Below are 25,215 nucleotides of genomic sequence, written 5' to 3' on the forward strand. Positions count from 1 at the left end.
CCCGTCTCCAGGCCGCCCGAAACACCGATCCGCGGCTAGGCGGCCGATGTAGTGAGGGTTGCGGAATCTTGGGAACTCAGTGCCTCCCGCAACCTCACAAAGCTCCACGGATGGGCCTTGGGCGAGTTCACGCGGAGGTGGTGGAGGTGGACCGCGATTCTGCGCGACGCTTGCGAACGACCCGCAGTGCCCTACATGGGAGTAGTGGTCGACCGGTCGTGGCTCCCGTGCTGATGAGGTCGAGCTCGTCGGTGAACGCCCCACCGCGTCCGTGGTGATGGCGCTGCTCGCGATCACCGTGTCGGCGGTCCTGGGACACCGGCACCGCACGGAGCGAAAGTGGGATTCCGCTCGATCAGAATGCCGCCTTCGGTCGGGCTGTCAGGAACCGTGGCGGCTCACGTGCATCGTCTCGGGACGCTTGCCGTGCTGCTCGCGATAGGCCGACATGATCTCGTCGGTCACGTCCTCTCCGCCGTGGAGACGGATCAGGCGGGGCACCAGCCAGTCGAGCTCGGCCGCCGCGAACTCCTGCTCGAAGAGCGGGTTGATCCCGGTCCGCGTCTCGTCGAGCACATGGGAGAGGGCGACCAGCCCGCCAGCGTTCGCCGCGTGGGGGCCGATCGAGAACGAGACGATCGAGTTCACCCCGTCCAGATGGACCCCCACCTCGACGGGGTGCGGGTAGGGGCCGGACGGCGTTCGCGCGACCACGAGGAAGCGCAGGGGAGTGGGCTTCTTGCCGGACATGCGGGCATTGAACCACCCGTCCCCAACTCGGTGAAGCTCCCGGTGTCCCAGGTGCCGCCTAGGGTCGCTCGCGTGGAGATCACTCATAAGATCGCGATCGTTGTTCTCACCGACGGGGGCGGGCGGGTGTTGATGCAGGAACGTGGGCACGACGCCTATGTGGAACCTGGCAGGTGGACGCCTCCCGGTGGGCATCTGGAGCCCGGGGAGGACGCGGTGACCGCCGCGCATCGTGAGTTGCTGGAGGAGACCGGGCTGACCGCTGATCTGGAGTTCGACCGGGTGGTGGAACAGGTCGGTGCCGACGGGGCCGGGGTCCGGTTTCACGTGTTCACCGGACGCACGGACGCTCGCCAGGAGGATGTCGTCCTGGGCGAGGGGCTGGCGATGCGGTTTCTCAGCCCCGACGAGATCGCCACGAAGGAGCTGGTGGGCAACGCGCACCTGCTCATGCGTCTGGGGTGACGGTACGGCTGGATCGCGGGTGGTGCGGAAGATACATCGGGAGCGGTGCGCATCAGACGTTGAATGCCGGTGAGCCGCGTCCATGTTCGCCACGTCGTGGCCGTCGGGCTGCCCTTTCGGGCAGCCGGGAGCACCAGTGCTTGTGACCGCGCGGCCTGGGACATATCCGACAGTGCGCTTCTATCGTGCCTTCATGGAACGCGCCCGCCGCCGTGCCGCGGCGTTAGACCCCCGACCGCGGGCCGGGGGCTCGTCCTCGGCCACGGGTGGGCTGGAGCAGCTCCAGCGCATGGCCGGGAACCGGGCCGTGGCGCGGTTGCTGAGCGTGCAGCGTGCCGATGGTGAGGTGGGGTGGTTCGAGCAGCGGCGCATCTGGGTGCATGAGGCCGTGGCCGCCCAGAACTGGGTGGGGTCGGATCCGCCCGGGGTGTACTGGGTGCTCAATGGCCTGGCGCTGGACGACATCGCCAAGGTGTTCGGGATGCTGACCGGGACCGAGCGCGGGCTGGTGGCCTCGCATCTGAACCGGGCCGACGGGTTGTTCGACCGGGCTCGGATCAGCATGGGGATTCGGCGCGGTGGGGACGCCGCGCAGCGGCAGGAGGCCGACGAGGTCCACTGGGCGATTCGCGTCGGGCGCTATCCGGCGGCCTTCGAGCGGCTGGGGAAGATGTCGGCGGCGCGGGCGGACGCCGTGCTGGCGACGCTGGACCGGACGCACCTGGAGCTGCTGACGGCGCACCGGACCGAGACGGGCCGTGCGACGAATGTCGAGCGGACGCAGCGGGCGGTGGCCGCCGCGCTCGGGGTTCGGTACGTCCCGGTGGAGGAGCGGATCGATGTGGACCTTGAGCTCGACGCCGAGGGCCTGCAGGGGCGCTTCACCAATCCGCGCGAGAGTCCCCGCTACATCGACAACGCCATGGTGGCGGTCGGGGTGAGCCCGATGTACGCCGACGGGATGCTCGTGTACATCGCGGGGATGGAGCTGCCGGTGCTGATCCCCGGCGACATCGTCCGCTCGGGCGGCGCTCCCAGCACGGCGGCGAGCCAGCAGGTGTACTCGTCCCGGGCGGAGGCGCAAGCCAAGGCGGGGGAGGGGCGGCACGCCTACTTCGAGGGAGCCGGTGGCGCGGTGATCGTGCCGACGGTGCTCTCGGCGGCGACGGCTCCCAAGGTCATGGCCACCTATCTGGTCGCGTTCAACCAGTGGCTCCATGACGTCCAGGAGACCCTGACGCTGATCGCGATCGGGCTGGCGGCCGAGCTCGTCGCGGGTGTGGCGGTGAGCGGGATCGCGAGGGGCGTCGGGAAGGTGCTGGACCGGCCGGTGCCCAAGGGCCGGTCGGCGTCCGGCGGGGATGTCATCGACCCGCCCCACGCGCGGCCGAACGTGCCGGCGACCGCGCGGGCGCGGGCGACGCCGGAGTTCCTGCGCAAGGTCGCCGAGAACCCGCACGACTACCTGGTCTACCGCACCCCTGACCCGGACGTGGTCGCCAACCAGCCGCTGACGCACACCGGGGAGAACACCCCGAAGAGCGAGTTCGCTAAGAAAGGCGTCCACTTCGCTCGCGGCGATGACGTCCGCGGTTACGGCGAGTACTGCGTCACCGTCCACGAGGATCAGGTCGACGTCGCCCAGAACCGGGCCGATCCCACCGAGTACATCAGCGCCGAGGACATCCCCGTCGGCACCGGTCAATGGCATACCTGGCAGGAGTACCAGGCCGCCCGTGCCGCGGCGAAACCGAAGTGACCGCCGGGGGACCACGGGGCCCGGTGGCGGCGATCACCAGGCCTTGACCTCAACCGCGGTTCGGCTCCTAGCGTCGGTCGGGGCGAGAGGAGATCCACCATGACGATCCTGGTCACCGGCGCCACGGGCAACACTGGACGACACGTCGTATCCGAGCTGCTCAAGCGTGGACGGTCAGTCCGCGCGCTCACTCGTGATCCCGCCAAGGCCGTCGTCCCGGCTGGGGCGGAGGTCGTCGGCGGCGACCACAATGCCCCTTCGACCCTCGACGCGGCGCTCGACGGTGTCACCGGCCTGCACATCACGGTCACCAAGGGCGTCGCGGAGTCCGGGCCCGCGCTGGTGAGGCGGGCGGTGGCCGCGGGCGTCGAGCGGATCACGATCCTGTGGGGCGGGTATGTCGGACCGGCCGAGCAGGCGGTGGCGGAGTCGGGTGTGGAGTGGACGCGGCTGGAGCCCGAGGAGTTCATGTCCAACGCGCTCGACTGGCGCGCCGACATCGCCGGGGGTGTGGTGCGGGCGCCGTTCGCGAGCGTCCGCAGTGCGGTGGTGCACGAGGGCGACATCGGTGAGATCGCGGCCGTCGCGCTGACCGAGGACGGCCATGATGGGCTCGCCTATTCCATCAACGGCCCGGAGCCGCTGACCGCGCCCGAGCGGGCCGCCATCCTGGCAGGGGCGCTCGGGCGCGAGCTGCGCTACGTGGAGACCACGCGCCAGGACGCGCTCGACAGGCTGCTGGCGCAGGGTGTGTCGCAGGCCGACGCGGACTACGTCGTCGGCTGGCATGAGTCACCGCCGGTCAGCGCGTACACGCCCAATGACATCATCGCCACGGTGCTCGGGCGGGCGCCGCGGACCTTCGCGCAGTGGGCGGCGGAGAACGCCGGGCGCTTCTAGGCCGGGGTGTCCTCGCCGTTCTCGCGGGTGGCGTAGACCTGGCGCCAGTGCTGGACGGAGTGGACCAGGTCGTCGATGACGTGGTGGAGGAACCGGCTCATGGTCTCCAGGCGGGCGCCGGCGGGGGTGGTGGGGCCGAGTTTCTCGGCGCCGGACGCGCAGGCCTCGGCGATCCGGGTCTGGACGCGGGCGCTGGCCATGATGGACAGGAACGCCACGTCGTCGTCGACGGAGTAGCGCTCGACGCGTCCGCGGGGGTCGCGGCCGCGGGTGATGAGCGCCTGGCTCTCCAGGTAGCCGACGGCCTTGGAGATGGAGGCGGGGCTGACGCGCAGGCGCCGCACGAGTTCGGCGGAGGTGAGGCTGCCGCTGTCGGTGGTGAACAGGGCGGCCAGGACGCGGGCCATCATCGGCGGGAGCCCGGCCTGGATCATCAGCTCGGTGCTCTGGGCGTCGACTTCGTCGATGAGCCGTGGATCGCGCTCGCCGGGGTCGGGTCCGGGCGGTGCCGGTGGGGTGGGTTTGGGGCGGCGGGCGGGTTGCGCTCCGGCGCGGTGGGCGGCCTCGGCGTGGTAGCCGCGTGCTCCGCCGTTGCGCGTGATCTCGCGGGTGACGGTGGAGGTGGGGCGTCCGATGCGGCGGCCGATGGCGGCGTAGGTCGAGCCGTCGCGCAGGCCCTCGGCGATGCGCCGCCGGTCCTGGAGCGTGAGTCTGTCACCGGCCATGGGCGTCCTTCGCGTTCGGGGGCGGGGATCAGTCTACGCAACGGGTATTGCGTTAACTCGCAGGCCTCGCGCAATGATTCATGCCTATCTACCTGCATGGATGTTGTTGCTTCGCGGTTCTGTGATTGACGACGTCGTGTACGCAACGTAATTTTCACCTCCTCGCGAAGCTTCTCGGGCCGCATCGGCACCCGCCCGCGCGACTCCACATCCCCGCAGAGGAAGTGACATCCCCATGACCGTCGACATCGGTCGATCGGCGATCACCGCGACCGCGGTGCGCAAGGCGTACGGCGGCCACGTCGTGCTGGACGGCATCGACCTCGACATCCCGCGAGGGTCCGTCTTCGCCCTGCTCGGCCCCAACGGCGCCGGTAAGACCACCGTGGTGCAGATCCTGTCGACCCTCATCCGCGCCGACGCCGGCCGGATGCGTGTCGCCGGTCACGACGTCGCCGCAGAGCCGGACGCCGTGCGGGCCGCGATCGGCGTCACCGGCCAGTTCTCGGCCGTCGACGGGTTCCTCACCGGCGAGGAGAACCTGCTGCTGATGGCCGACCTCAACCGCCTGCCCCGCGCGCTGCGGCGGGCGAGCGCGGCCGATCTGCTGCGGCGCTTCGACCTGACCGAGGCCGCCCGCAAGCCCGCCGCGACGTACTCCGGCGGGATGCGCCGCCGCCTGGACCTGGCGATGACGCTGGTCGGCCGGCCGCGGGTGATCTTCCTCGACGAGCCGACCACCGGGCTGGACCCGCGCAGCAGGCGGACCATGTGGGACATCATCCGCGGCCTGGTCGCCGATGAGGGCGTGACGATCTTCCTCACCACCCAGTACCTGGAGGAGGCCGACCGGCTCGCCGATCGCATCGCCGTCCTGCACGAGGGGAGGCTGGTCGCCGAGGGCTCGCCGGGCGAGCTGAAGCGGCGGGTCGGCGCGGGGCACATCAGCCTGCGGTTCGCCGACCGGCCGGGCTACGAGCGCGCCGCCGGGCTGCTGGACGCCGTCTCCCGCGATGACGAGGCGTACACCCTGCAGGTCCCCGGCGGTGATGTCGCGTCGCTGCGCGCGCTGCTGGACCGCGTGGAGCGCGCCGCGCTCACGGTCGAGGAGCTCCAGGTCCGCACCCCCGATCTCGATGACGTCTTCTTCGCCCTGACCGGCGATGTCACAGAACAGGAAACCGCCCGATGAGCACCGTCTCCATCAGCGCCGCCGACGCCTTCGCCGACTCGGTGACGATGCTGCGCCGCCAGTTGCGGCACATGCTGCGCTATCCGGCGCTCATCCTGACCGCCGCCGGGGTCCCGGTGGCCATCTTGCTGCTGTTCGTCTACGTCCTCGGCGGTGCGCTCGGTGCGGCCTCGGGCGGCCGGGACGCCTATGTGGACTACGTCGTCCCGGGCGTCATCCTCATGACGGCGGCCACCGCGGCGCAGGGGACGGCGATCTCGGTGGCCATCGACATGACCGAGGGCATCGTCGCGCGGTTTCGGACCATGGCCATCGCCCGCGTCTCGGTGCTGACCGGGCACGTGCTGGGCAGCCTGATCCAGACGATGCTGAGCATCGCCGCCGTCACCGGTGTGGCGCTGCTTATCGGGTTCGGCCCGAGTGCGAACGCCGGTGAATGGCTGGGCGCGATCGGTGTCCTGGTGATGATCATCCTCGCGCTGACCTGGCTGGCGGTCGCGCTGGCCATGGCCGCCAAGAGCGTGGCCACGGCGAGCAACATGCTGACGCCGCTGATGATCCTGCCGATGATGGGCAGCGGGTTCGTGCCCACCGAATCGATGCCCACCGGCCTGAGGTGGTTCGCCGAGTACCAGCCGTTCACCCCGTTCATCGAGACCTTGCGGGGGCTGCTGATGGGGACCCCCATCGGCGACAGCGCGCTGTGGGCCGCCGGGTGGTGCGCCCTGATCACGCTGGGCGGCTTTCTGTGGGCCAAGCGGCTCTACAACCGCGAACCCGCGAAGTGAGTCACCCGGCCCGGGTGGCGTCGTCGCCCGGGGCCGTGGTGTGCAGGAGCTCGCGGACCTGCGCGGCGGCGCGCAGGATGCTCTCGCTGATGTGGTCGCTGAAGCGGGCCATGTTCTCCAGGCGGACGCCCGCCGGTGTGTCGCGGCCCAGGACGGCGGTGCCCTGGCGGGCGACCTCGGCGACGTGGACCATGGCGCGGGCACTGTCGATGGTGGACTCGTACCAGACGTCGCCGTCGACGAAGTAGCGGTCGCGGCGGCCGTCGTGGCGCTCGCGGCGGATGAGGCCCTGGCTCTCCAGGGACGCGATGGCCTTGGAGACGGTCGCGGGGCTGACGCCGAGGCGGGCGATGAGCTCGGCGGCGGTGACGCTGCCGGTGTCGGCGATGAGCAGGAACGTCAGGACGCGGGCCGTCATGCGCGGCATGCCCCGGCTCATCAGGAGATCGGTGAAGGTCTCCTCGTAGGCGCGGACGGCCGCCTCGTCGCGCCCGAATCCCGGCCCGGGCGTGCCCTGCCGCCGCAGGGTGGTGCGCTTGGGCTGGCGGGCGCGGCGCTCGGTGGCCAGGTGCGCCAGGTCGGCGCGGTAGTCGTTGGGGCCGCCATTGCGCATCACCTCGCGCGTGACCGTCGAGGTGGGACGGTCGAGGCGCCGGGCGATCTCGGCGTAGGCGAGCCCGTCGGCCAGCCCCCGTGCGATCCGCGCCCGCTCCTGCGGGGTCAGCCTGCTACCCGACACCATCGCCTCCTCTGTGTTGATCCACGGCCGCCATCGTAGCGTTCGAAACAGAACCAACGCAACGGTGTGGTGCGTCCATTGCGTTAGATTTCCATCCGTCGCAATGAAATCAAGACGTTCACCTGGGTAAACGCTGGAATCAAGATCCGGCGTGATTGTGGCACCCGCGAACGCAACGTAGCGTTTCTTGCATCGGAAACAACGAACGCAGGAGCGCATCATGCAGAAGTTCACCGCGACGACCCCGATCACCGCCATCATCGACGTCCCCGCCGGACGCGTCCAGGTCATCGCCGCCGACCGGACCGACGCCACCGTCGAGGTCCGGCCCGCCAAGGCCTCCAGGGCCCGCGACGTGAGAGCCGCCGAGCAGACCACCGTCGACTACGGCGACGGCCGATTGCGCGTCACCACCACCCTGGACGGCGGCCGCATCCTCGGCCCCTCCGGCTGCGTCGAAATCACCGTCCAGGTCCCCACCGGCTCCCACGTCACCGTGACATCCGCCGGCGCCGAATTCCGGGGCATCGGACGCCTCGGCCGCGTCGACTGCGACGGCGTATGCGGCACGGTGAAGATCGACGAGGCCGAAGACGTCCGCCTCAGCGTCCTCGGCGGCGACGTCACCGTCGGACGCCTCACCGGCCCCGCCGAGATCACCACCCAGCACGGCGACGTCCGCGTCATCTCCGCCGACACCGGCACCCTCACCTTGAGCACCCTCATGGGCGACGTGACCGTCGATACCGCACCCGGCGTCTCGGCCACCCTCGACGCCTCCACCGGCCACGGCCGCATCCGCAACGCCCTCAAGAACACCGAAGGCACCCGGGCCGTCCTGGCCATCCGCGCCACCACCGGACACGGCCACATCACCGCCCGCGGCCACTGACCACCCCACAGAAACAAGGAGACCCCGCCATGAACGGCTTCACCCGCAAAGGACTCGCGCGCCTCCACGACGTCCTCGCCCGCCACGTCGACTCCGGCAAGATCCCCGGCCTCGTCGCCCTCGTCGCCCGCGACGGACAGACCCACGTCGACGCCATCGGCACCATGCGCCACGACGGCGGACCGCCCATGCGCCGCGACACCATCTTCCGCATGGCCTCCACCACCAAACCGGTCGCCGCCTCGGCCGCCATGGTCCTGCTCGACGAGTGCCGCATGCGCCTGGACGACCCCATCGACCAGTGGATCCCCGAACTCGCCGACCGGCGGGTCCTCAAGCGCCCTGACGCGCCCCTGGACGAGACCGTGCCGGCGTTCCGGCCGATCAGCGTCCGCGACGTCATGACCTCGACGCTGGGACTCGGCCTGGACATGACCGCCCGGACCGCGCCGATGATGAGCGCCTTCTTCGAGCGCGGCGTCTACGGCCAGGCCGACGGATGGATGCTGCCCGAGCCCGGGCCCGACGAGTGGCTGCGCCGCCTGGGCACCCTCCCGCTGATGTACCAGCCCGGCGAGCGGTGGCTGTACAACCTCGGCGACGACCTGCTCGGCGTCCTGGTCGCCAGGGTCACCGGCCGCCCGTACGAGGACTTCCTGCGCGAGCGGATCCTGGACCCGCTCGGCATGGACGACACCGGCTTCCACGTGCCGCACGACAAGATCGACCGGTTCCCGCCCCTGTACGCCCCGCACCCCGAGACCGGCGAGTTCCTCGTGGAGGACCCCGCCGAGGGCGGCCACCACGCCAAGCCACCGGCGTTCCCCTCGTGCGGCGGGGGCCTGGACTCCACCGTGGACGACTACCACGCCTACTTCCAGATGCTCCTGAACGGCGGAAAGCACGCCGGTGAGCGCGTCCTGTCCGCCCCGGCCGTCGAGCTGATGACCACCAACCGGCTGACCCCAGGACAGCAGGCCGCCCGCGACGCCTGGGCCGAGCAGGTCGGGCACCTCGCCTACGGCATCGGCGGGCAGGGCGGCTGGGGCTTCGGGATGACAGTGCGCGTCCACCGCACCGACTACGCGCCCCTGGGCCAGTTCGGGTGGGACGGCGGCGCCGGCACCAGCGTCTACGCCGACCCGGGCAGCGGGCTCATCGGCGTCCTGTGCACCCAGGTCGGGATGTCCACCCCGGACTCCGCACGCGTCATCCACGACTTCTGGACCGCCGCCTACCAGGCCATCGAGGACTGACACCGGGAACGCAGAGCGGCCATCGATGCGATGGCCGCTCTTCCGGCCGGTGGGCGCGCGAGAGGGGACGGGCCCGGTCACACCGACGCGAGGAAGGCCTTCACCCGCTCCATCAGCAGCGCCGCCGCCTCCGGGTCGTGGGCGCCGAGGGAGGAATCGGCGAAGAGGTGCTGGTCGCCGGGGTAGACGAAGAGCTCGGCCCCGGGCACGGTGTCGGCCAGCTCGCGGGCGGCCGGCAGGTCCTCGTCGAAGAACTCATCGCCCTCCTTGCCGTGGATCTGCACCGGCACACCCTCCGGCCAGGCCTCCCCGAACTCCGTGAACGGGATGCAGGAGTACATCAGCAGCGCACCCCGCGCGCCCGGACGGGTCTGCGCCAGCCTCTGCGCGGTCATCACGCCGAAGGAGAACCCGGCGTAGACGAGGCCGGGCGCGAGCCCGTCGGCCACGGCGGCGGCGCGCTCGCCGAGGGCGTCGAAGCCCGTCTCGCGGGCGAAGGCGAAGCCCTCCTCGATGCTGCCGAAGGTGCGCCCGTCGAACAGGTCGGGGGTGTGGACGACGTGTCCGGCCCCGCGCAGGTCCTCGGCGAAGGCGCGCACGCCGTCGGTGAGGCCCTGGATGTGGTGGTACAGCAGTACTTCGGCCATGTCGGCGGTCTCCCTCAGTCGAATGATCCAGCATTCCGGATCATTCGAGGATGCTAGTCTGTTCCATCATGACCGACAACCCGCCCGGCTATGAACTGGCCGACAGAATGGCCCTGACCGAGCCCGGGCAGGTCAAGGCCATCGGCCACCCCCTGCGCACCACGATCCTGCAGCTCCTGCACGAGCGGGCCGCGACCGTCACCGAGCTGGCAGGCGCGGTCGGACGCCCCAAGAGCACCGTCGCCCACCACGTCGACGTGCTCGCCCGCAACGGCCTGCTCCAGGTGGTCGCCACCCGCAAGGTCCGGGCGATCGAGGAGCGCTTCTACGGGCGGACCGCGCGCCTGTTCTACGTCGCCGCCGAGCCCTCACCCGCCGGTGGCGAGGCGACCGGCGACTTCAACGACTTCGAAGTGGCCGCGCGCGAGTCGGCGCCGGCGTTCGCCGAGGGCGAGCTGTGGGGCTTCATCCGCCACGCGCGCATCTCTCGCGATCAGGCCTCGGAGTTCTGGGCCCGCATGGCCGAGCTCGTCGGCGCCTTCGACCGGCTGCCCAGGTCGGGGGAGACCACGTACGGGTTCGCCATCGGCATCTATCCCACCGACCACCCCGCGCTGCCTCCGGCGGAGTTAGGCGTTGAAGGTGACGTAGGAGTCGGAGACCCAGCCGCCCTCGACGCGGTCCCAGAGGTTGTTGCCGCGGATCTCGGTGCCCTCGGCCTGCTCCAGCACATTGATCGGGGTGTCGCGCTGGGGGAAGCCGCCGATGACGTCGTGCTCGGTGCCCGGACCTGAGCGCAGCCGCAGCTGGGTGCCGTTGGTGTGCGCGGGCCCGGTCTTGGGACCCGGACCGGGGCCGGGCGGCGTGGGCGGGATCGGCACCGCCGGGGTCGTCGGGATCGTGGTCCCGAAGGACTTGACTCCACCCGGACCGTCGAAGAGCACCCAGAACGGCGTGACGCCGGCGTAGGGCGCGCCGAACCGCGTCCCGGTCGCCTCCAGGCGCGACAGCGGAATCGTGAGCGGCTGGATGAACAGGCCGCCGGTGTTGCCGGGGCAGAACTTGACGTTGTCCTCGACCTTGAAGGTCAGCTTCGGCTCGATGGTGACGTCGGTGGTGGCGCCGAACGGGGTGGCGTGGTTGGTGATGACCAGCTCGCCCCAGGCGTTGCGGGTGTCGGCGGCCGGGTCGATACCGCCGGCGAGGAGCCCCGGGATCGACAGCGGGTTCTCGAACCGCATCTTGTCGGAGCTGAAGTTGAGCGTGCTCCACACCGTTCCCGGCGCCACCAGGTCCGACAGGGGGACGGTCACCGGCGTGTTGGCCGGGAACGCGCGCGGCGACTTGCGCAGTGCCTCGGCGGCGAGGTTGACCAGCACGTCCTGGGTGCTGCGCGTCTTGGGGTGGCGGCTGAAGCCGCCCACGATCTGCCCGCCGGGGGTGTCGAACTGGCGCAGCGGCCGGGGTACCCCCAGCACGCGGGAGAGATAGTCGCTCCACACGCTCTCGGTCTCCGAACCGAACTGGGAGGCGACGGCGGGCAGGAACTTGTCCACCACCAGGTCGTGGACGAGGTCGGCCTCGATCTTGCTGCCGAAGGGGCTGCACGCGGTGCCCACCAGCGGCAGGCTCGGCGGCTTCTTCCCCGTCCCGGCGTCGGGTCCGTCCCGCTGGACGGTGTCCTCGTCACCGGCCGCCGTGTGGCACGGGCACTGCGCGGCGGGGATGTCGCCGCAGCGCTGCAGGACCGGTCCCACCCGCCGGTCGGCCAGCAGCGCGGCCACGGCGGCGTTGCCCGCCGTCCGCTGAAGCTCCAGTAGTGCCGCGGCGCCGACGAGACGTCCCTGAGGTGATGGCGCGCCCGCCCGGACCGCGCTGAGAAGCTGACCTCGCGGTTCTCGGTGGGCGTGCTGGGCGCGCATCGGCGGCTCCCGGTGGATACATCGTTCCCAACCACCATATGTCAGCGTCAGGTGGGCGGGCTGCCCGAAAGTGCAGGTGGACAGGCAGGTAGGAGCCTGGCCTGCGGTGATGGGCCGATAGTGCACGGCCGCCTTCACCCCTAAGCACAAAAAAGGCCCGTTTTTTGACACCGAACAGAGGCACAGTTCGGGCACACACCCGGCACAGTCGGCGTTCGCGCAGGTCAGCGGGTTTCGGCTCGGGTCGCCGCGTCGTGGGATTAGGCGATTCTGATGCCGAGCTGCGCGCCCAGCTCCCGAAAGCCCAGGGCGAGCGCTACTCGCCTGGACGCCGCCCGCCGGTGGGAAGGAGACCGGCACCGAGGCCGGCTCCTCCCACAACCCGCGAGTTCGGGCGAGCGGGGGATCGCTCGACATGACCGGAGCCTGCCAGCCCGGGACTGGCATGGCCGCGGAGTATCGGCCGCCGTTCGTGCGGAGCGGTGATGCTCAGTTCACGTCGGTGAGGTGCCGGATGGTGAACGGCTCGGCGAGCAGCCGGTCCAGGACCTCGGCGACGTGCTTGAAGTGGGGGGTCTGGAAGTGCAGGTCGAGGGCGTCCTGGCTCGTCCACTCCTCGATGATGACCATCCGGGAGGGCTCGTTGGGGTCGGTGTAGGGCTGGTAGGCCAGGCAGCCGGGTTCGTCGATCGAGGGTTCGATCATGGCTTCCAGGGCGGTGCGCAGGTCGTCTTCGCGGCCGGTCTTGGCGGTGAATCCGGCGATGATGGTGAGGGACATGGTGGCTCCTTAAGCGTTGTCGTCGACGGTGGTGCCCTGGATGAGCCAGGTGGGGCCCTCGGCGAAGTCCTCGATGATGGCGAAGAACTTGGCGAAGTAGGGGCCCTCGCAGTGCAGGTCGAAGGCGGCCTTGTCGGTGTAGGCCTCGTTGAGGTAGAAGCGGTTGGGGTTGTCGGCGTCGGTGATCAGCTCGAAGCGCAGGGTGCCGGGCTCCCCGGCGTGGGAGTCGCGGCCGTCCTCCAGCGCGGCGGCGATGAACTCGTCGCGGCGGTCGGCGGGGACGTCGAAGCTGACGGCGATGTGGTACATGTTTTTTCTCCTTGTTCGGGCTCGTCACTGATCTTGCCGTCGGCGCCGGAACCCGGGCAGGGCTGCGCTTTCCCCTGGTATCGGCCAGCCTGGTTCTGTCAGAACCCCCCAGTACGATCTTGGGATGGACGGTAGAGCCGAGCTGGGCGAGTACCTGCGATCCCGGCGGGCCCGGATCAAGCCCGAGGACGCGGGGTTGCAGCGTTATGGCGAGCGGCGCCGGGTGCCGGGGCTGCGTCGTGAGGAGCTGGCCCAGCTGGCGGGCGTGAGCGTGGATTACTACGTCCGCTTCGAGCAGGGCAAGGGCGACGGTGTCTCCGACGCGATCATCGACGCGGTCGCCGGTGCCCTGAAACTGAGCGAGGCCGAGACCGCGCACCTGCACAATCTGGCCCGGGCGGTCAATCCGCGGCATGTCGCGGTGCCCGGACGGCAGGAGCTGCGTCCCGGGCAGCGGCAGCTGCTGGACGCGATGGGCGACAGTCCCGCCTATCTCGTGGGCCGCCGGACGGACATGCTCGCCTGGAATCCGCTCTACGCCGAGTTGCTCGGGGCCGGCTCACTCCACGAGGCGGGGCTGCGGGGACGGCAGAACACCGCGTGGCTGGTCTTCTGCGACGAGGAGGTGCGCGGCCGGTATGTCAACTGGGAGACCAAGGCGCAGAACGTGGTCGCCTACCTGCGCATGGACCACGGCCGGCACCCGGGTGATCCGGCCTTCGCCGCGCTGATCGAGGAGCTGACCGAGCGCAGCGCGGACTTCCGGCGGCTGTGGGCCGGATACGAGGTGGCCGACCGGACCCACGGCGGCTACCGGATGCGTCATCCGGTCGTCGGTGAGTTCACGGTCGGCTTCGAGAGTTTCCGGGCCAGCAACGATGTCAGCCTGATCGCCTACACCGCCGAGCCGGGCACCGCCTCCGCCGATGCCTTGCGGCACCTGACGAAGCTGGTGCGCGAGGCCGCGTAGCCATCGGTGGGACCGGTCACCCGTGGTGCTCGAAGAAGGGTCACTGCAGGCCCTCGCGGACCGAGGTGATGCGGCCGGTGTTGAAACCGAGCCAGTGCATGCGCCCGGCGTGCCGGGCGTGCTCGACCTTGAGGCAGCGGTCCATGACGACGTCGAGCCCGCCGTCGTGGGCGATGCGCGCGCCCTGCTCGCTGATCACCCCGAACTGGCACCACAGGCCGCCCGCGGCGATCTCCACGGCCTCGCGGGCGATGCCGGGCAGGGCGTCGGGATGACGGAAGACGTTGACCAGGTCGACGGCGACGGGCACGTCCAGCAGGCTCGGATAGGAGGTCTCGCCGAGGATCTCGCTCGCGCGGGGGTTGACGGGGATGACCCGGTAGCTGTGCCGCTGGAGGTAGTAGCCGACGAAATGGCTGGCGCGCAGCTCATCGCCCGACAGCCCGACGATCGCGATCGTCCGGGCGGTGCGCAGGATCCGCCGGATCGCCGTGGCGTCCTGGTAGCGCGAGAGCCCGCTCATGCCGCCCCACCCCGCCCGGCGGCGACCTTGGCCAGTCCCTGCTCCAGGTCCCAGATGAGGTCCTCGGCCGATTCCAGCCCGACCGACAGGCGCACCGATCCGGGCGCGACACCGGCGGCGCGCAGCTCGTCGTCGCCGAGCTGGCGGTGGGTGGTGCTGGCCGGGTGGATGATCAGGCTCTTGGCGTCGCCGACGTTGGCCAGATGGGACCAGAGGGTGACGCCCCGGATGAGGTCCTGGCCGCCGTCGCGGCCACCGGCGCACTCGAAGGAGAACACCGCGCCCGCCCCCAGCGGCAGATACTTCTCCACCAGCGCCTTGTACCGGCTTCCGGCCAGCCCCGGATAGGTCACCCGGGAGGCCAGGTCGTGGGCGTCGAGGAAGGCCGCGACCGTCGCGGCGTTCTCCACGTGGCGTCGCATCCGCAGCGACAGCGTCTCCAGGCCCTGCAGGAAAAGGAACGCGTTGAACGGCGAGAGCGCGCCGCCGAGATCGCGGAGGGTCTCCGCGCGCAGCTTCATCAGATAGCCGTAGGTTCCGAAGGTCTCATGGAAGCGCAGCCCGTGATAGGCCGCCGAGGGCTCGGCGATCACCGGGAAGCGCCCGTTGGACCAGTCGAAGGTCCCCGACTCCACCACCACACCGCCGATGCTGGTGCCGTGCCCGCCGATGAACTTGGTCGCCGAGTGCACCACGATGTCGGCGCCCCACTCGATCGGGCGGCACAGGTACGGGGTGGCGAAGGTGTTGTCCACGATCAGCGGCAGTCCGTGCTCGTGCGCGACGGCCGCGACCGCCTCGATGTCGAGGACGTTGCCCGAGGGGTTGCCGATCGTCTCGGCGAAGAACGCCTTGGTGTCCGGGCGCACCGCCTCCCGCCACGCCTCGACGTCGTCGGGATTCACCCAGGTCAGCGTCACGCTCATCTTGCCCAGCAGGTGCTTGAGCTGATTGACCGTCCCGCCGTAGACCGCCGCCGAGGCCACCACGTGGTCGCCGGGCCGCAGCAGCGTGAACAGCGCGGCGGCCTGCGCGGCGATGCCGCTGGCGAAGGCGACGGCACCGCACCCGCCCTCCAGGCTGGCCACCCGTTCTTCGAAGACCGCCACGGTCGGGTTCATGATCCGCGAGTAGGTATTGCCGTACTCCTGGAGGTTGAAGTAGGCCGCGGCCGACTCGGGGTCCTCGAACACGTAACTGCTGGTCTGGAAGATCGGCACCGCGCGGGCCCCGGTGTTGGGATCGGGCCGCTGACCGGCGTGGAGCTGCCGGGTGTCGAACCCGAACACGTGCTCCCCTGCATCGGACACGGGGTCCTCCTTGACGCTCATGCCGCCAGGAAGCGGCGGACGATCGGTGTCTGCCGCGGCTCTTCCAGCAGGAAGCAGTCGTGGCCGTAGGGCGCCTCGATCAGGTGGTACTCGACCGTCTTGCCACGAGCGCGCAGGGCCGCGGCGATCTCCTCGGAGGCCGAGGGCGGGTACAGCCAGTCGGAGCTGAAGGCGATCAGCAGCGTGCGGGCGGCGACGGCGTCCAGCGCGCGGGACAGCGACCCGCCGCCGTGCTGGCGGGCCAGGTCGAAATAGGTCAGCGCCCGCGAGGTGTACAGGTAGGTATTGGCATCGAAGCGCCGCACGAACGTCGCGGCCTGATGCCGCAGATAGCTCTCCACCTCGAACTCCGGCTCGGTGAGCGTGTAGCCGATGTCGGGGGCGTCCTGCAGCCGCCGCGCGAACCGGTCCTCCAGCGCGGGCGCCGACAGATACGTGATGTGACCGACCATCCGCGCCACACCCATCCCGGCCTCCGGCTCGCGGCCCGTCCCGTAGTAGTGCCCGTCCTGCCAGGCCGGATCGCGCATGATCGCCTCCCGCGCGATCGCGTTCCAGGCCACCCCTTGCGGATGCAGCGCGTGGGTACTGGCGATCGCCACCACCGCGTCCACCCGCTCGGGATAGAGCACCGCCCACTCCAGCGCCTGCATCCCGCCCAGGGAGCCACCGGCGACCGCCGCCAGCCGCTCGATCCCGAGCTCGGCGAGGAACGCCCGCTGCGCGCGGACCATGTCGGCCACCGTGATCACCGGGAAGCCCGAGCCGTAGGGCCTGCCCGTGGCCGGATCGGCCGAGGACGGGCCGGTCGTCCCGCGGCAGCCGCCGAGCACGTTGGTGCACACCACGAAGAACCGGTCGGTGTCGAAGGCCTTGCCGGGGCCGATCATCCCGTCCCACCAGCCGAGCCCCCGTCCGCGCTTGCCGTCACGGCTCTCGGCGGCGAAACCGTCGCGGGTGCCCGCCTCCAGCGGGCTCACCGCGATCCCGGCGGCGTGGGCGTCGCCGCTGAGCGCGTGGCAGACCAGGACGACGTTGTCGCGCTCCGGGGACAGCTCGCCGTAGGTCTCATAGGCCACCCGCACCGGGCCCAGCTCGCGGCCGCAGTCGAGTCTCAGGGGGCCGGGCAGGTCGAGGAAGCGCGTCTCGACCTCGCCGATGGACCCGGTGGGCTGCTGTTCGGTCGCGGTCATGGCTGGTCCTCGGGGGGAGGCGTCCGGTAAAGTCGGCTTCTCAGGTAGGAATTATAGGAGATATCGAGAGGGGAGTGCGGACATGACCACCACCGCCGACAACGGGGTCAACGTCCAGGCGCTACTGGAGGCCCGCGACGTCCTCAAGGGAGCGCCCGAGGCCGCCCAGTTCACCTGGCGCGCCACGTCCACATGGGAGGCCGGCGTCCACAGCACCACCCGCATCCAGAACTTCTTCGGACTCGGCCAGGAGCAGGCCCACAAGACCGAGGCCGTCTTCGACGCCGACCACCCCGAGGTCTTCGCCGCCGCCGACAACGGGATCACCCCCATCGAGTACCTCCTCGTCGGCCTCGCCGGCTGCCTGACCGCCGGGATCGCCTCGGTCGCCCAGAACCGCGGCATCCAGCTGCGCTCGGTGCGGGCGACCGTCGAGGGCGACCACGACATCCGCGGCATCCTCGGCGCCGACCCCGACGTCCGCAACGGCTTCAACGACATCAGGGTCACCTTCACCGTCGACGCCGACGCCTCCAAAGAGGACATCGAGGCCCTGGTCGCCCAGTCGCAGAAGCGCTCGGCGGTCTTCGACGCCCTCACCAACCCCACCAACGTCGCCGTCGAAGTCGCCTGAGGAGCCCGGCCATCGAGCACGTCACCACCCTCGTCATCGGCGCCGGACACGCGGGGCTGGCCGCCGGGCACTTCCTGAGCGAGCGCTCGATCGACCACGTCGTGCTCGAACGCGGCCGGGTGGCCAACTCCTGGCGCCGCGAGCGCTGGGACTCCCTGCGCCTGCTCACCCCCAACTGGCAGACCCGCCTGCCCGGAGCCCACTACGCCGGTCCCGACCCCGACGGGTACATGACCAGGGACGACGTCGTCGCCTTCATCGACGGCTATGCCGCCGCCTCGCGCTCACCCGTCCGCACCGGCACCGAGGTCACGTCGGTGCGGACGGCCGACGGCGGCTACCACGTCACCACGGGCGACGGCGTTATCGCCTGCCACACCCTCGTCCTCGCCAGCGGCGCCTGCAACCTGCCCTCGGTGCCCGCCCTGCGCGAGGCCGTCCCCGCGAGCATCGAGCAGCTCACACCTTTCGACTACCGCGACCCCGCGCGGCTGCCCGACGGGGGCGTCCTGGTCGTGGGCGCCTCGGCGACCGGCGTCCAGCTCGCCGCCGAAATCCACCGCTCGGGGCGCCCGGTCACCCTCGCCGTCGGTGAGCACGTGCGCCTGCCGCGCACCTACCGCGGCCGCGACGTCCTGTGGTGGATGGACGCCACCGGCGTCTGGGCCCAGCGCCACGACGAGATCGACGACCTGGAGCGCGCCCGCCGCCTGCCCTCACCGCAGCTGACCGGCGGGGCCACGCTCGACCTCAACACCCTCGCCGCCGCAGGCGTCACCCTCGCCGGGCGCCTGGCCGCGATCCGCGACGGCCACGCCCTGTTCTCCGGCGGCCTGCGCAACGTCTTCGCCCTTGCCGACCTGAAGATGACCCGCCTGCTCGACGCCTTCGACACCTGGGCGCAGGCCACCGGCCGCGACGGCGAGTTCGCGCCGCCCGAGCGGTACGAGCCGACGGCGGTGCCCGCGAGCAGCCGCCTGCGGCTGGACCTGGGGAGCGGTGAGATCGGCACGATCGTGTGGGCGACGGGGTTTCGCCCCGACTACCGGTGGCTGCACGTGCCCGTCCTCGACGCCAAAGGACTGCTGCGCCACGACGGGGGAGTGGTCACCGCCAGCCCGGGCCTGTACGGGCTGGGCCTGCCGGTCCTGCGCCGCCGCCGCTCGACCTACATCCACGGCATCGAGGACGACGCGCGTGAGGTCATCGGCCACCTCGCCGCGCACCTGGGGCTATGAGACCCCGACGCGCTCGGGCTCGGCCGCCTCGGCGCGCACGGTCAACCGTCCCGTCTGCCGCGCCCACAGCTCGAAGAGCACGGTGAAGAACGGCGGGACGGAGGCGGCCAGCGCGAAGAACGTCGTCCACGAGAACAGCCGCCAGCGCAGCTTGATCGCGGTGAGCAGCGTGATGACGCCGTAGGCGACGAAGGCCGCGCCGTGCAGCGGCCCGAAGACGCGCACGCCGATCTCGGTGACGTCGGCGATGTGCTTGAAGTACATGCCGGCCAGCAGCCCGGCCCAGGTGACGGCCTCGACGACGGCGATCACGGTGAACCAGCGGACCAGGGGCTCGCGGTCGGGTGTCGTCGCGTGCATGCTCATCGCCGCGCCTCTCGTGGTGTCCGGACTGTGCGGCGAGGGTACCGAAGCGGGCCCGGGGCACCCGAGGCGCGCGGCCTGGGGGAGGCCACCCTCACTCCGGCGTCTTCGCGCGGGCGGAGCGCGCGTGCAGCCGCTCGATGACGACGCTGATGACGATGGCCAGCCCGAGCCCGATCGCCATGCCGATGAGCGGGTGGTCCTGGGCGGCGACGCCGCCCAGGTAGCCCAGGAGGATCCCGATCGGCGCCGAGGTGGCCGCCGCGATCGCCTTGAAGAACAGGAACCGGCCCTGCGGATAGCCGACCACGCCCGCCGCCAGCGTGGTGACGTTGCGCAGGCCCGGCACGTAGCGGCTGAGGATGAGGATGGCGCCGCCCCGCCGGTCGAGCTCGGCGGCCGCGCGGTCGAGGGCGGCGCGGCGCCGCGTCCCGGGCCTCATGCGCCGGTAGGCGCGCCCGCCCAGTCCGCGCCCGATCCAGTAGGACGCGTAGTCGCCGCCGAGGGCGCCCAGCGCGGTGGCGATGACGGCGAGGACCAGGTTCGGCCGGCCACCGGCGGCATAGGCGCCCACGACGATCACGACGCTCTCGCTGGGCACCAGCGGCAGCACGGCGTCCAGGGCGGTGATCGCGAAGAGGATCAGGTGGATCCAGGGCGAGCTCACCAGGCTCCGCGCCAGATCGAGCAGGTCTGCGGCCACGAGCACGCTCCTAATATGAGATGGCTCTCAAATGAGATGCATCTCAGGCTAGTGCTTGACAGGCATGATCCCGAGGCTAAAGTGAGACGCATCTCAACTGAGACTCGACTCAAAACAGGGAGGGCGTCATGCCGGAGAAACTGTCCAGCTGGGACGCACACGTCGGCACACCGCGCTTCGAGGACTACTCGCGGACCTTCGCCGAGTTCCTCGCCATGACCAGGCGCGACGGGATCATCGAGGTCCGCATGCACACCGACGGCGGGCCCTTCCAGCACAGCTGGGCCGCACACAACGCCTGGGGGCAGGCCTGGGCGGCCATCGGCGCCGACCCCGATAACGAGGTCCTCATCCTGACCGGCACCGGCGACCGCTGGCACGGCGGCGACCCGTCCAAGCTGTGGCACACACCCTTCGCCGCATGGTCGCCCGACAGCCAGCTGAAGATGTACCACGACATGACCAAGCTCCTGGAGAACCTGGTCCACGCCATCGACATCCCCACCATCGCCGCGATCAACGGACCCGGAACCCACTGCGAGTTCGCCACCGCCTGCGACATCACCCTCTGCGTCGAGGACGCCGACTTCTTCGACCCGCACTTCCTCGCCGGCGGCGTACCCGGCGACGGCATGGGACTCACCCTCCAGAAGACCATCGGCGTCAAACGCGCCGCGTACTACATGTACACCGGCGCGCCCATCAACGGCCCGGCCGCACTCGAACTCGGCCTGGTCAACGAGGTCCTGCCCCGCCAGGACCTGCTCCCACGCGCCTGGGAGATCGCCGGGATGATGATGGAACGCTCCCGCTTCGCCCGCCGCATGACCCACGCCATCGCCGTACGCCCCTGGAAACAGGCCCTCGTCGACGACTTCGGCTTCCACGCCGCCCACCAGTTGTGGGGGATGACCATGGGCGAGGCCGGACGGCTGGATAGGCTCCGCGAGATGGCGACGCGCTTCCAGGACGTCGTACCGACCCCGCCGGAGGATGACGACCATGACCACGGCGAAGCCTGAGGCCGACACCCTTCGCAACCGCAAGAAGGCCCGCACCAAGGCCGCCATCCAGCGCGAGGCCCTGCGCCTGTTCGCCGAACAGGGCTACGAGGCCACCACGGTCGAGGAGATCGCCGACGCCGTGGAGGTCTCCCGCGCCACCTTCTTCCGCTACTTCCCGGCCAAGGCCGACCTCGTCCTCCACGACATCGGCGACCTCACCGTCCTCGCGGCCCTCGACGGCCTCCCCACCGACGGCGACCCCGTCGACCGGCTGCGCGAGGCCATCACCGGCCTCTACGACACCGCGCCCGAGGCGGGCTGGACGCAGAACGAGCGGCGCGAGCGCCTGCTGCGCACCGTCCCCGAACTGCGCGCACGGGTACCGGGCCACATGGCGCAGGCCATCCCCATGCTCGGCGAGGCCCTCGCCCGCCGCTACGGCCGTCCCACCGACGACGTCGAGGTCCTGGCGCTGTCCGGCGCCATCGTCGGCGTGGCGATCGCGGTGTGGACGGCCGGCGCCGACGACGTCGCCGAGGGGTTCATCCGCCGGCACCTGGCGCTGCTGGACGCCGGGCTGGGGCGGTTGCGGACCGGGCTGGCGCCGTGAGGCACGGCCCGGTCAGCCACCGAGGAGCAGCGAGACCGCACGATCCCTCTCGGGCACGGTGAAGCCGGCCTCGAAGTAGTGGGAGAAGATCTCACGCAGGAACTCGATGTCCACCCCCCGCTCGCGCAACACCGACTCGATCGGCCAGTCGCGGACGACCCGCTTCACCAGGTCTTTGAGCTCGCGCGGCAGATCGATCGGCGGAGGCGCGAACAAGCCCCCGCACAGCGCGATCTGGGCGTCCACATCGGCTCCCCGCAGCTCCAGGCGCCAGCCCGGCCACAGCCGCTCCCACGCATCACGCAGACCCCGCAGCGGAAGCGCCGACCAGACCACCGCGGTACGGGCCGCCTCATCGAGATGCATCCCGCCATCGGGCATCTCACCCCAGGCCGCCGCCGAGTGCGCCCCGGGCAGGCGGTCGAGCAGCGAGACCCCGTACCACCAGGGCTCACGGCTGTCACCGCCCAGCCCATGGACGCCACCGCCCGCCCGGCTCACCACGAAGCGCTCGCCGGGCTCAGGGGCGTCCCGGTCGACGGCATCGGCGGACCAGAGCTCATCGCGGACGGCGGCCGGGCCGTGACCGATGCGGGCGAGGAGATCGCCGAGGCCGTCGAAGGCCCACTCGATCCGCCAGCCCGGCCAGGTCCGCGCGTACCCGTCGAGCATCGCCACGCGGTAGGCGGTTCCGGCGTGGGACCAGTACAGCAGCAGCTCCCGGCGGTCGGCGTCGATCAGGATCGCGCCCTCGCACGACAGGTCACCGAGCCACACATGGTGATCGGCATCCGCCTCCGGCAGCGGTTCGCTGAAGCGGCCGTCGGCGTCGAGCACCGCCAGCCAGCGGAACACCACGTCCGGTCCCACCGCGAAGTCGACGTCGAAGCCGTAACCGCTGCCGCCGCCCCGCGTGAAGAGGGTGCGGCGGCCGTCGGCGATCAGGATGTAGTGCACTCGGCTGCCCATGGCGCGACAGCCTAGCCATGGGGACCGACACCCCTCACCAGGCCGACAGACCCTCCCGGTCACCGTCGAAGAACCCCGCCACGTCCACATCGCCCACCGCGACGCCCACCGGCGGACCCGCCTCCGGCACCGGCGGCATCGCCGCCCGGACACCCGCCAGCAGCTCCTCCCGCCCACGCCCGCGCAGCAGCGGCAGCAGGAACGGGTCCTCCTCGAACAGGTCGGCGAAGGCCAGGTGGACCACCACCACGTGCACGCACAACCCGCGCCCGCACGGGCACTCCACCGCCAGCTCACCCTCACCCGGGAACAGCGACAGCATGTCCTCCGGCAGCCGATCGTCCAGCAACGCCGCCAGACTGCCGACACGGGCCGCGATCCGCCCCGACTCCGCCGCCCACGCCGCCTCATCGAGCACCGGGACGCGCAGGCTCACCCCGAAGGTCTTGCGCGGGTAGTCCACCCACGCGGTGATCTCACCGGGGGAGACCAGCAGGTCATCGACCGCGCCACCGCGGATCAGCGCGCGGGCGCGGACGAGCCGGTTGTCCGGGTAGGACAGTCCGAGGGCCTCCAGGGCGCGCGGCCAGCGCTTGCTCCACCAGGTCACTCGCCCACCTCCGCGTCCGAGAGCTCCACCAGCGCGCGCAGGCCCGCGTCGTCCAGCTTGCCGATCCAGTCCTCGCCGGTGCCCACGATCGCCTCGGCGAGCGCGCGCTTGCGGTCCAGGAGCTCGGCCACCCGCTCCTCCAGGGTCCCGCCGGTGACCAGCTTGTGGACCTCCACGCGACGGGTCTGCCCGATGCGGTGGGCACGGTCGGTGGCCTGATCCTCCACCGCCGGATTCCACCACCGGTCGAAGTGCAGGACGTGCGTGGCGGCGGTCAGGTTGAGACCCGTCCCACCGGCCTTGAGACTGACCAGCAGCACCGGCGGCGCCGAGCCGTCCTGGAAACCGTCGACCATCGCCTCACGCCCGGCGGCCGAAACACCGCCGTGCAGGAACGGGACACCCGCCAGCCCCAGCTCGGCCGCCAGGTGCCCGGCCAGCAGCTCACCCATCGCCCGGTACTGGGTGAAGACCAGGGCGCGCTCGCCGGAGTCGACGACCTCGCCGAGGATCTCGGTGACCCGGTCGAGCTTGCCCGAGCGTCCACTGAGGACCGGTGACTCTTCTTTCAGGTACTGGGCGGGGTGGTTGCAGATCTGCTTGAGCTTGGTCAGCAGCGCCAGGACGCGGCCGTGCCGCTCGAAGCCGTCGCCGAGGCCGCCGTCGAAGGCCTCGGTGACCGCGCGGCGGTAGAGGCGGGCCTGCTCGCCGGTGAGGGTGCAGGCGACGGTGGTCTCCATCTTGTCGGGCAGGTCGGTGGCGACGTCCTTCTTCAGGCGCCGCAGCAGATGCGGGGCCACCAGGTCGCGGAGGCGGAGCCCGGCGGCGGCGTCGCCGCGGTTCTCCACCGGCTCGGCGAAGCGCTTGGTGAAGCGCTTGCGCGTGCCGAGCAGGCCGGGGCTGGCGAAGTCCATGATGGACCACAGCTCGCTCAGCCGGTTCTCCACCGGCGTGCCCGTCAGGGCCAGGCGGGTGCGGGCCGACAGCCGCCGGGCGGCCAGCGCGGTGCGCGAGTCGGGGTTCTTGATCTGCTGCGCCTCGTCCAGCACGGCCACGCCCCAGTCGATCGCCGACAGCTCCTCGGCGTCGCGCAGCAGGAGGCTGTAGCTGCTGACCACCACGTCGGCGCTCGCGAAGGACGCGCTGTCGCGCCTGGGCCCGTGGTAGCGGGCCACTTCGAGCTCCGGGGCGAAGCGCGCCAGCTCGCGCGCCCAGTTGCCGACCACCGAGGTCGGGCAGATCACCAGGTGCGGCCCCGGCGTCATGGCCAGCAGCGCGATCGTCTGCAGCGTCTTGCCCAGGCCCATGTCATCGGCGAGGACGCCGCCGGCGCCGTTGCGGGCGAGCGCGCTCAGCCACGACAGGCCCTGGCGCTGGTAGGGCCGCAGGACCGCCTCGACGGGCGCCTCGGCGGCCTCGCTCTCGCGGGCGGCGAGCAGCTCGGCGGCAGAGGCGTCGGCGGTGGAGTAGGCGTCGTGCACCGCGCTCCGGAAGGCCGACAGGAGCTCGGCGGCCGTCCAGACCCGGTCGGCGCCGAGGCGGACGGCGTGGGCGGCCGGGGGCATCATGCCCGCGAGGGCCTCCAGGCGGGCCGGGTCGCCGAGCGCGGCGATGGCCGCCGCCCGCCAGGCCAGCAGCGAGTCCGACAGCTGCTTGCCCACCGCCAGTCCCGCCAGCGCCGGTACCGCCTGCGTGAGCGGGACGAGGCGGGCCGGGACGGTCCCGTGCGCGAGCTCGATGCGTCCGGGGACGCCTTCGGGCAGGCCTCTCTTGCGGGCGTGCTCGTCGGGCTGGTCGGGTCCCCACCAGGCGATGCGCCGCCTGTCGGGGACGAAGACGGCCTGGAGTCGGTGGGTTGGCGCGGGAGTACGGGGCAAGTGCCGGTCCTTTCGTCGGGACGGAAGGGTAACCGGCCTCGTACGCCGTACGCCAATGGAGTGAGG

27 protein-coding genes are annotated in these 25,215 nt (G+C 71.2%); 13 read left to right on the forward strand and 14 right to left on the reverse strand.

Translation table 11 applies throughout. From position 1 onward, the window contains the following. Positions 1 to 381 precede the first annotated feature (381 nt). Positions 382 to 750 (reverse strand): hypothetical protein, encoded by a 369-nt coding sequence (locus QSK10_RS16190; RefSeq protein ID WP_285663649.1) that lies wholly within the window; start codon positions 748 to 750, stop codon positions 382 to 384. Between the two features lie 72 nt (positions 751 to 822). Here QSK10_RS16190 and QSK10_RS16195 point away from each other — a divergent pair, with 72 nt between their 5' ends. The 3 genes from QSK10_RS16195 (at position 823) to QSK10_RS16205 (ending at position 3,874) form a co-directional block, all read left to right on the forward strand. Further along, positions 823 to 1,215 (forward strand): NUDIX domain-containing protein, encoded by a 393-nt coding sequence (locus tag QSK10_RS16195; RefSeq protein ID WP_285663650.1) that lies wholly within the window; start codon positions 823 to 825, stop codon positions 1,213 to 1,215. 193 nt (positions 1,216 to 1,408) lie between these two features. Further along, complete coding sequence (locus QSK10_RS16200; protein WP_285663651.1) at positions 1,409 to 2,974, forward strand: hypothetical protein; 1,566 nt, start codon at positions 1,409 to 1,411, stop codon at positions 2,972 to 2,974. Positions 2,975 to 3,073: 99 nt separating this feature from the next. Next, positions 3,074 to 3,874, forward strand: a complete 801-nt coding sequence (locus QSK10_RS16205) for an NmrA family NAD(P)-binding protein (RefSeq protein ID WP_285663652.1) — start codon at positions 3,074 to 3,076, stop codon at positions 3,872 to 3,874. Here QSK10_RS16205 and QSK10_RS16210 read toward each other — a convergent pair. Beyond that, complete coding sequence (locus QSK10_RS16210; protein WP_285663653.1) at positions 3,871 to 4,599, reverse strand: GbsR/MarR family transcriptional regulator; 729 nt, start codon at positions 4,597 to 4,599, stop codon at positions 3,871 to 3,873. The genes QSK10_RS16205 and QSK10_RS16210 overlap by 4 nt on opposite strands. 235 nt (positions 4,600 to 4,834) lie before the next feature. On the opposite strand from QSK10_RS16210, the gene QSK10_RS16215 reads away from it, so the two are divergent. Together QSK10_RS16215 and QSK10_RS16220 are read left to right on the forward strand one after the other, a co-directional pair. Beyond that, positions 4,835 to 5,791 carry an ATP-binding cassette domain-containing protein gene (locus QSK10_RS16215; RefSeq protein WP_285663654.1) on the forward strand — a complete coding sequence of 319 codons (957 nt, stop codon included), beginning with the start codon at positions 4,835 to 4,837 and terminating at the stop codon, positions 5,789 to 5,791. Continuing rightward, positions 5,788 to 6,579, forward strand: coding sequence for an ABC transporter permease (locus tag QSK10_RS16220; RefSeq protein WP_285663655.1), 792 nt, complete (start codon positions 5,788 to 5,790; stop codon positions 6,577 to 6,579). The genes QSK10_RS16215 and QSK10_RS16220 overlap by 4 nt, the downstream gene beginning before the upstream one ends. 1 nt (position 6,580) lies before the next feature. Here QSK10_RS16220 and QSK10_RS16225 read toward each other — a convergent pair whose 3' ends face one another. After that, positions 6,581 to 7,318 (reverse strand): GbsR/MarR family transcriptional regulator, encoded by a 738-nt coding sequence (locus QSK10_RS16225; RefSeq protein ID WP_285663656.1) that lies wholly within the window; start codon positions 7,316 to 7,318, stop codon positions 6,581 to 6,583. 220 nt (positions 7,319 to 7,538) lie between these two features. Between QSK10_RS16225 and QSK10_RS16230 the strand changes: the two genes are divergently transcribed. Continuing rightward, positions 7,539 to 8,210, forward strand: a complete 672-nt coding sequence (locus QSK10_RS16230) for a DUF4097 family beta strand repeat-containing protein (RefSeq protein ID WP_285663657.1) — start codon at positions 7,539 to 7,541, stop codon at positions 8,208 to 8,210. 29 nt (positions 8,211 to 8,239) lie between these two features. Further along, on the forward strand, positions 8,240 to 9,466 hold the full coding sequence (locus tag QSK10_RS16235; RefSeq protein ID WP_285663658.1) for a serine hydrolase domain-containing protein: 1,227 nt from the start codon (positions 8,240 to 8,242) through the stop codon (positions 9,464 to 9,466). A gap of 77 nt (positions 9,467 to 9,543) precedes the next feature. Here the strand turns inward: QSK10_RS16235 and QSK10_RS16240 are convergent, their stop codons facing one another. Further along, positions 9,544 to 10,113 carry a dienelactone hydrolase family protein gene (locus QSK10_RS16240; protein WP_285663659.1) on the reverse strand — a complete coding sequence of 190 codons (570 nt, stop codon included), beginning with the start codon at positions 10,111 to 10,113 and terminating at the stop codon, positions 9,544 to 9,546. A 68-nt stretch (positions 10,114 to 10,181) separates the two neighbouring features. Here QSK10_RS16240 and QSK10_RS16245 point away from each other — a divergent pair, with 68 nt between their 5' ends. Continuing rightward, positions 10,182 to 10,907 carry an ArsR/SmtB family transcription factor gene (locus QSK10_RS16245; RefSeq protein WP_285663660.1) on the forward strand — a complete coding sequence of 242 codons (726 nt, stop codon included), beginning with the start codon at positions 10,182 to 10,184 and terminating at the stop codon, positions 10,905 to 10,907. A 1,617-nt stretch (positions 10,908 to 12,524) separates the two neighbouring features. Here QSK10_RS16245 and QSK10_RS16250 read toward each other — a convergent pair. Beyond that, positions 12,525 to 12,815, reverse strand: coding sequence for a putative quinol monooxygenase (locus tag QSK10_RS16250; protein ID WP_285663661.1), 291 nt, complete (start codon positions 12,813 to 12,815; stop codon positions 12,525 to 12,527). Between the two features lie 9 nt (positions 12,816 to 12,824). Beyond that, entirely contained in the window at positions 12,825 to 13,124 is a 300-nt protein-coding gene (locus QSK10_RS16255; RefSeq protein WP_285663662.1) for a putative quinol monooxygenase, read from the reverse strand. A gap of 124 nt (positions 13,125 to 13,248) precedes the next feature. On the opposite strand from QSK10_RS16255, the gene QSK10_RS16260 reads away from it, so the two are divergent. Next, on the forward strand, positions 13,249 to 14,094 hold the full coding sequence (locus tag QSK10_RS16260; protein WP_285663663.1) for a helix-turn-helix transcriptional regulator: 846 nt from the start codon (positions 13,249 to 13,251) through the stop codon (positions 14,092 to 14,094). Between the two features lie 40 nt (positions 14,095 to 14,134). Here QSK10_RS16260 and QSK10_RS16265 read toward each other — a convergent pair whose 3' ends face one another. Genes QSK10_RS16265 through metX form a run of 3 tightly spaced genes read right to left on the reverse strand, consistent with a single transcriptional unit; the run spans position 14,135 to position 17,141 of the window. Further along, positions 14,135 to 14,617, reverse strand: a complete 483-nt coding sequence (locus QSK10_RS16265) for a CoA-binding protein (RefSeq protein ID WP_285663664.1) — start codon at positions 14,615 to 14,617, stop codon at positions 14,135 to 14,137. Next, positions 14,614 to 15,927: an O-acetylhomoserine aminocarboxypropyltransferase/cysteine synthase family protein gene (locus QSK10_RS16270; protein ID WP_285663665.1), complete on the reverse strand. Its 1,314-nt coding sequence runs from the start codon at positions 15,925 to 15,927 to the stop codon at positions 14,614 to 14,616. The genes QSK10_RS16265 and QSK10_RS16270 overlap by 4 nt, the downstream gene beginning before the upstream one ends. Before the next feature lie 17 nt (positions 15,928 to 15,944). Further along, complete coding sequence (gene metX / locus QSK10_RS16275) at positions 15,945 to 17,141, reverse strand: homoserine O-acetyltransferase MetX (protein WP_285663666.1); 1,197 nt, start codon at positions 17,139 to 17,141, stop codon at positions 15,945 to 15,947. An 82-nt stretch (positions 17,142 to 17,223) separates the two neighbouring features. Between metX and QSK10_RS16280 the strand changes: the two genes are divergently transcribed. Further along, positions 17,224 to 17,775: an OsmC family protein gene (locus QSK10_RS16280; RefSeq protein WP_285663667.1), complete on the forward strand. Its 552-nt coding sequence runs from the start codon at positions 17,224 to 17,226 to the stop codon at positions 17,773 to 17,775. 35 nt (positions 17,776 to 17,810) lie between these two features. Continuing rightward, a complete protein-coding gene (locus tag QSK10_RS16285) occupies positions 17,811 to 19,013 on the forward strand; it encodes an NAD(P)-binding domain-containing protein (RefSeq protein WP_285664462.1) in 1,203 nt (400 codons plus the stop codon). Here QSK10_RS16285 and QSK10_RS16290 read toward each other — a convergent pair. Both QSK10_RS16290 and QSK10_RS16295 read right to left on the reverse strand, forming a co-directional pair. Beyond that, the gene (locus tag QSK10_RS16290; RefSeq protein ID WP_285663668.1) at positions 19,008 to 19,379 is read right to left on the reverse strand and encodes a DUF3817 domain-containing protein; all 372 of its coding nucleotides are present in this window, start codon (positions 19,377 to 19,379) and stop codon (positions 19,008 to 19,010) included. The genes QSK10_RS16285 and QSK10_RS16290 overlap by 6 nt on opposite strands. Positions 19,380 to 19,470: 91 nt before the next feature. Continuing rightward, complete coding sequence (locus QSK10_RS16295; RefSeq protein WP_285663669.1) at positions 19,471 to 20,079, reverse strand: DedA family protein; 609 nt, start codon at positions 20,077 to 20,079, stop codon at positions 19,471 to 19,473. Positions 20,080 to 20,207: 128 nt separating this feature from the next. On the opposite strand from QSK10_RS16295, the gene QSK10_RS16300 reads away from it, so the two are divergent. Together QSK10_RS16300 and QSK10_RS16305 are read left to right on the forward strand one after the other, a co-directional pair. Further along, positions 20,208 to 21,101 (forward strand): enoyl-CoA hydratase/isomerase family protein, encoded by an 894-nt coding sequence (locus QSK10_RS16300; protein WP_285663670.1) that lies wholly within the window; start codon positions 20,208 to 20,210, stop codon positions 21,099 to 21,101. Then, positions 21,082 to 21,693, forward strand: a complete 612-nt coding sequence (locus tag QSK10_RS16305; protein WP_285663671.1) for a TetR family transcriptional regulator — start codon at positions 21,082 to 21,084, stop codon at positions 21,691 to 21,693. The genes QSK10_RS16300 and QSK10_RS16305 overlap by 20 nt, the downstream gene beginning before the upstream one ends. A gap of 12 nt (positions 21,694 to 21,705) precedes the next feature. On the opposite strand, the gene QSK10_RS16310 is transcribed toward QSK10_RS16305, so the two are convergent. Genes QSK10_RS16310 through QSK10_RS16320 form a run of 3 tightly spaced genes read right to left on the reverse strand, consistent with a single transcriptional unit; the run spans position 21,706 to position 25,149 of the window. Continuing rightward, complete coding sequence (locus QSK10_RS16310; RefSeq protein WP_285663672.1) at positions 21,706 to 22,662, reverse strand: hypothetical protein; 957 nt, start codon at positions 22,660 to 22,662, stop codon at positions 21,706 to 21,708. 34 nt (positions 22,663 to 22,696) lie between these two features. Further along, positions 22,697 to 23,272, reverse strand: a complete 576-nt coding sequence (locus QSK10_RS16315) for an SWIM zinc finger family protein (protein ID WP_285663673.1) — start codon at positions 23,270 to 23,272, stop codon at positions 22,697 to 22,699. Next, complete coding sequence (locus tag QSK10_RS16320) at positions 23,269 to 25,149, reverse strand: DEAD/DEAH box helicase (RefSeq protein WP_285663674.1); 1,881 nt, start codon at positions 25,147 to 25,149, stop codon at positions 23,269 to 23,271. Before QSK10_RS16320 ends, QSK10_RS16315 begins: the two co-directional genes overlap by 4 nt. Between the last annotated feature and the right edge of the window lie 66 nt (positions 25,150 to 25,215).

Source organism: Actinorhabdospora filicis (assembly GCF_030269765.1).
Classification (GTDB): Bacteria; Actinomycetota; Actinomycetes; order Mycobacteriales; family Micromonosporaceae; genus Actinorhabdospora; species Actinorhabdospora filicis.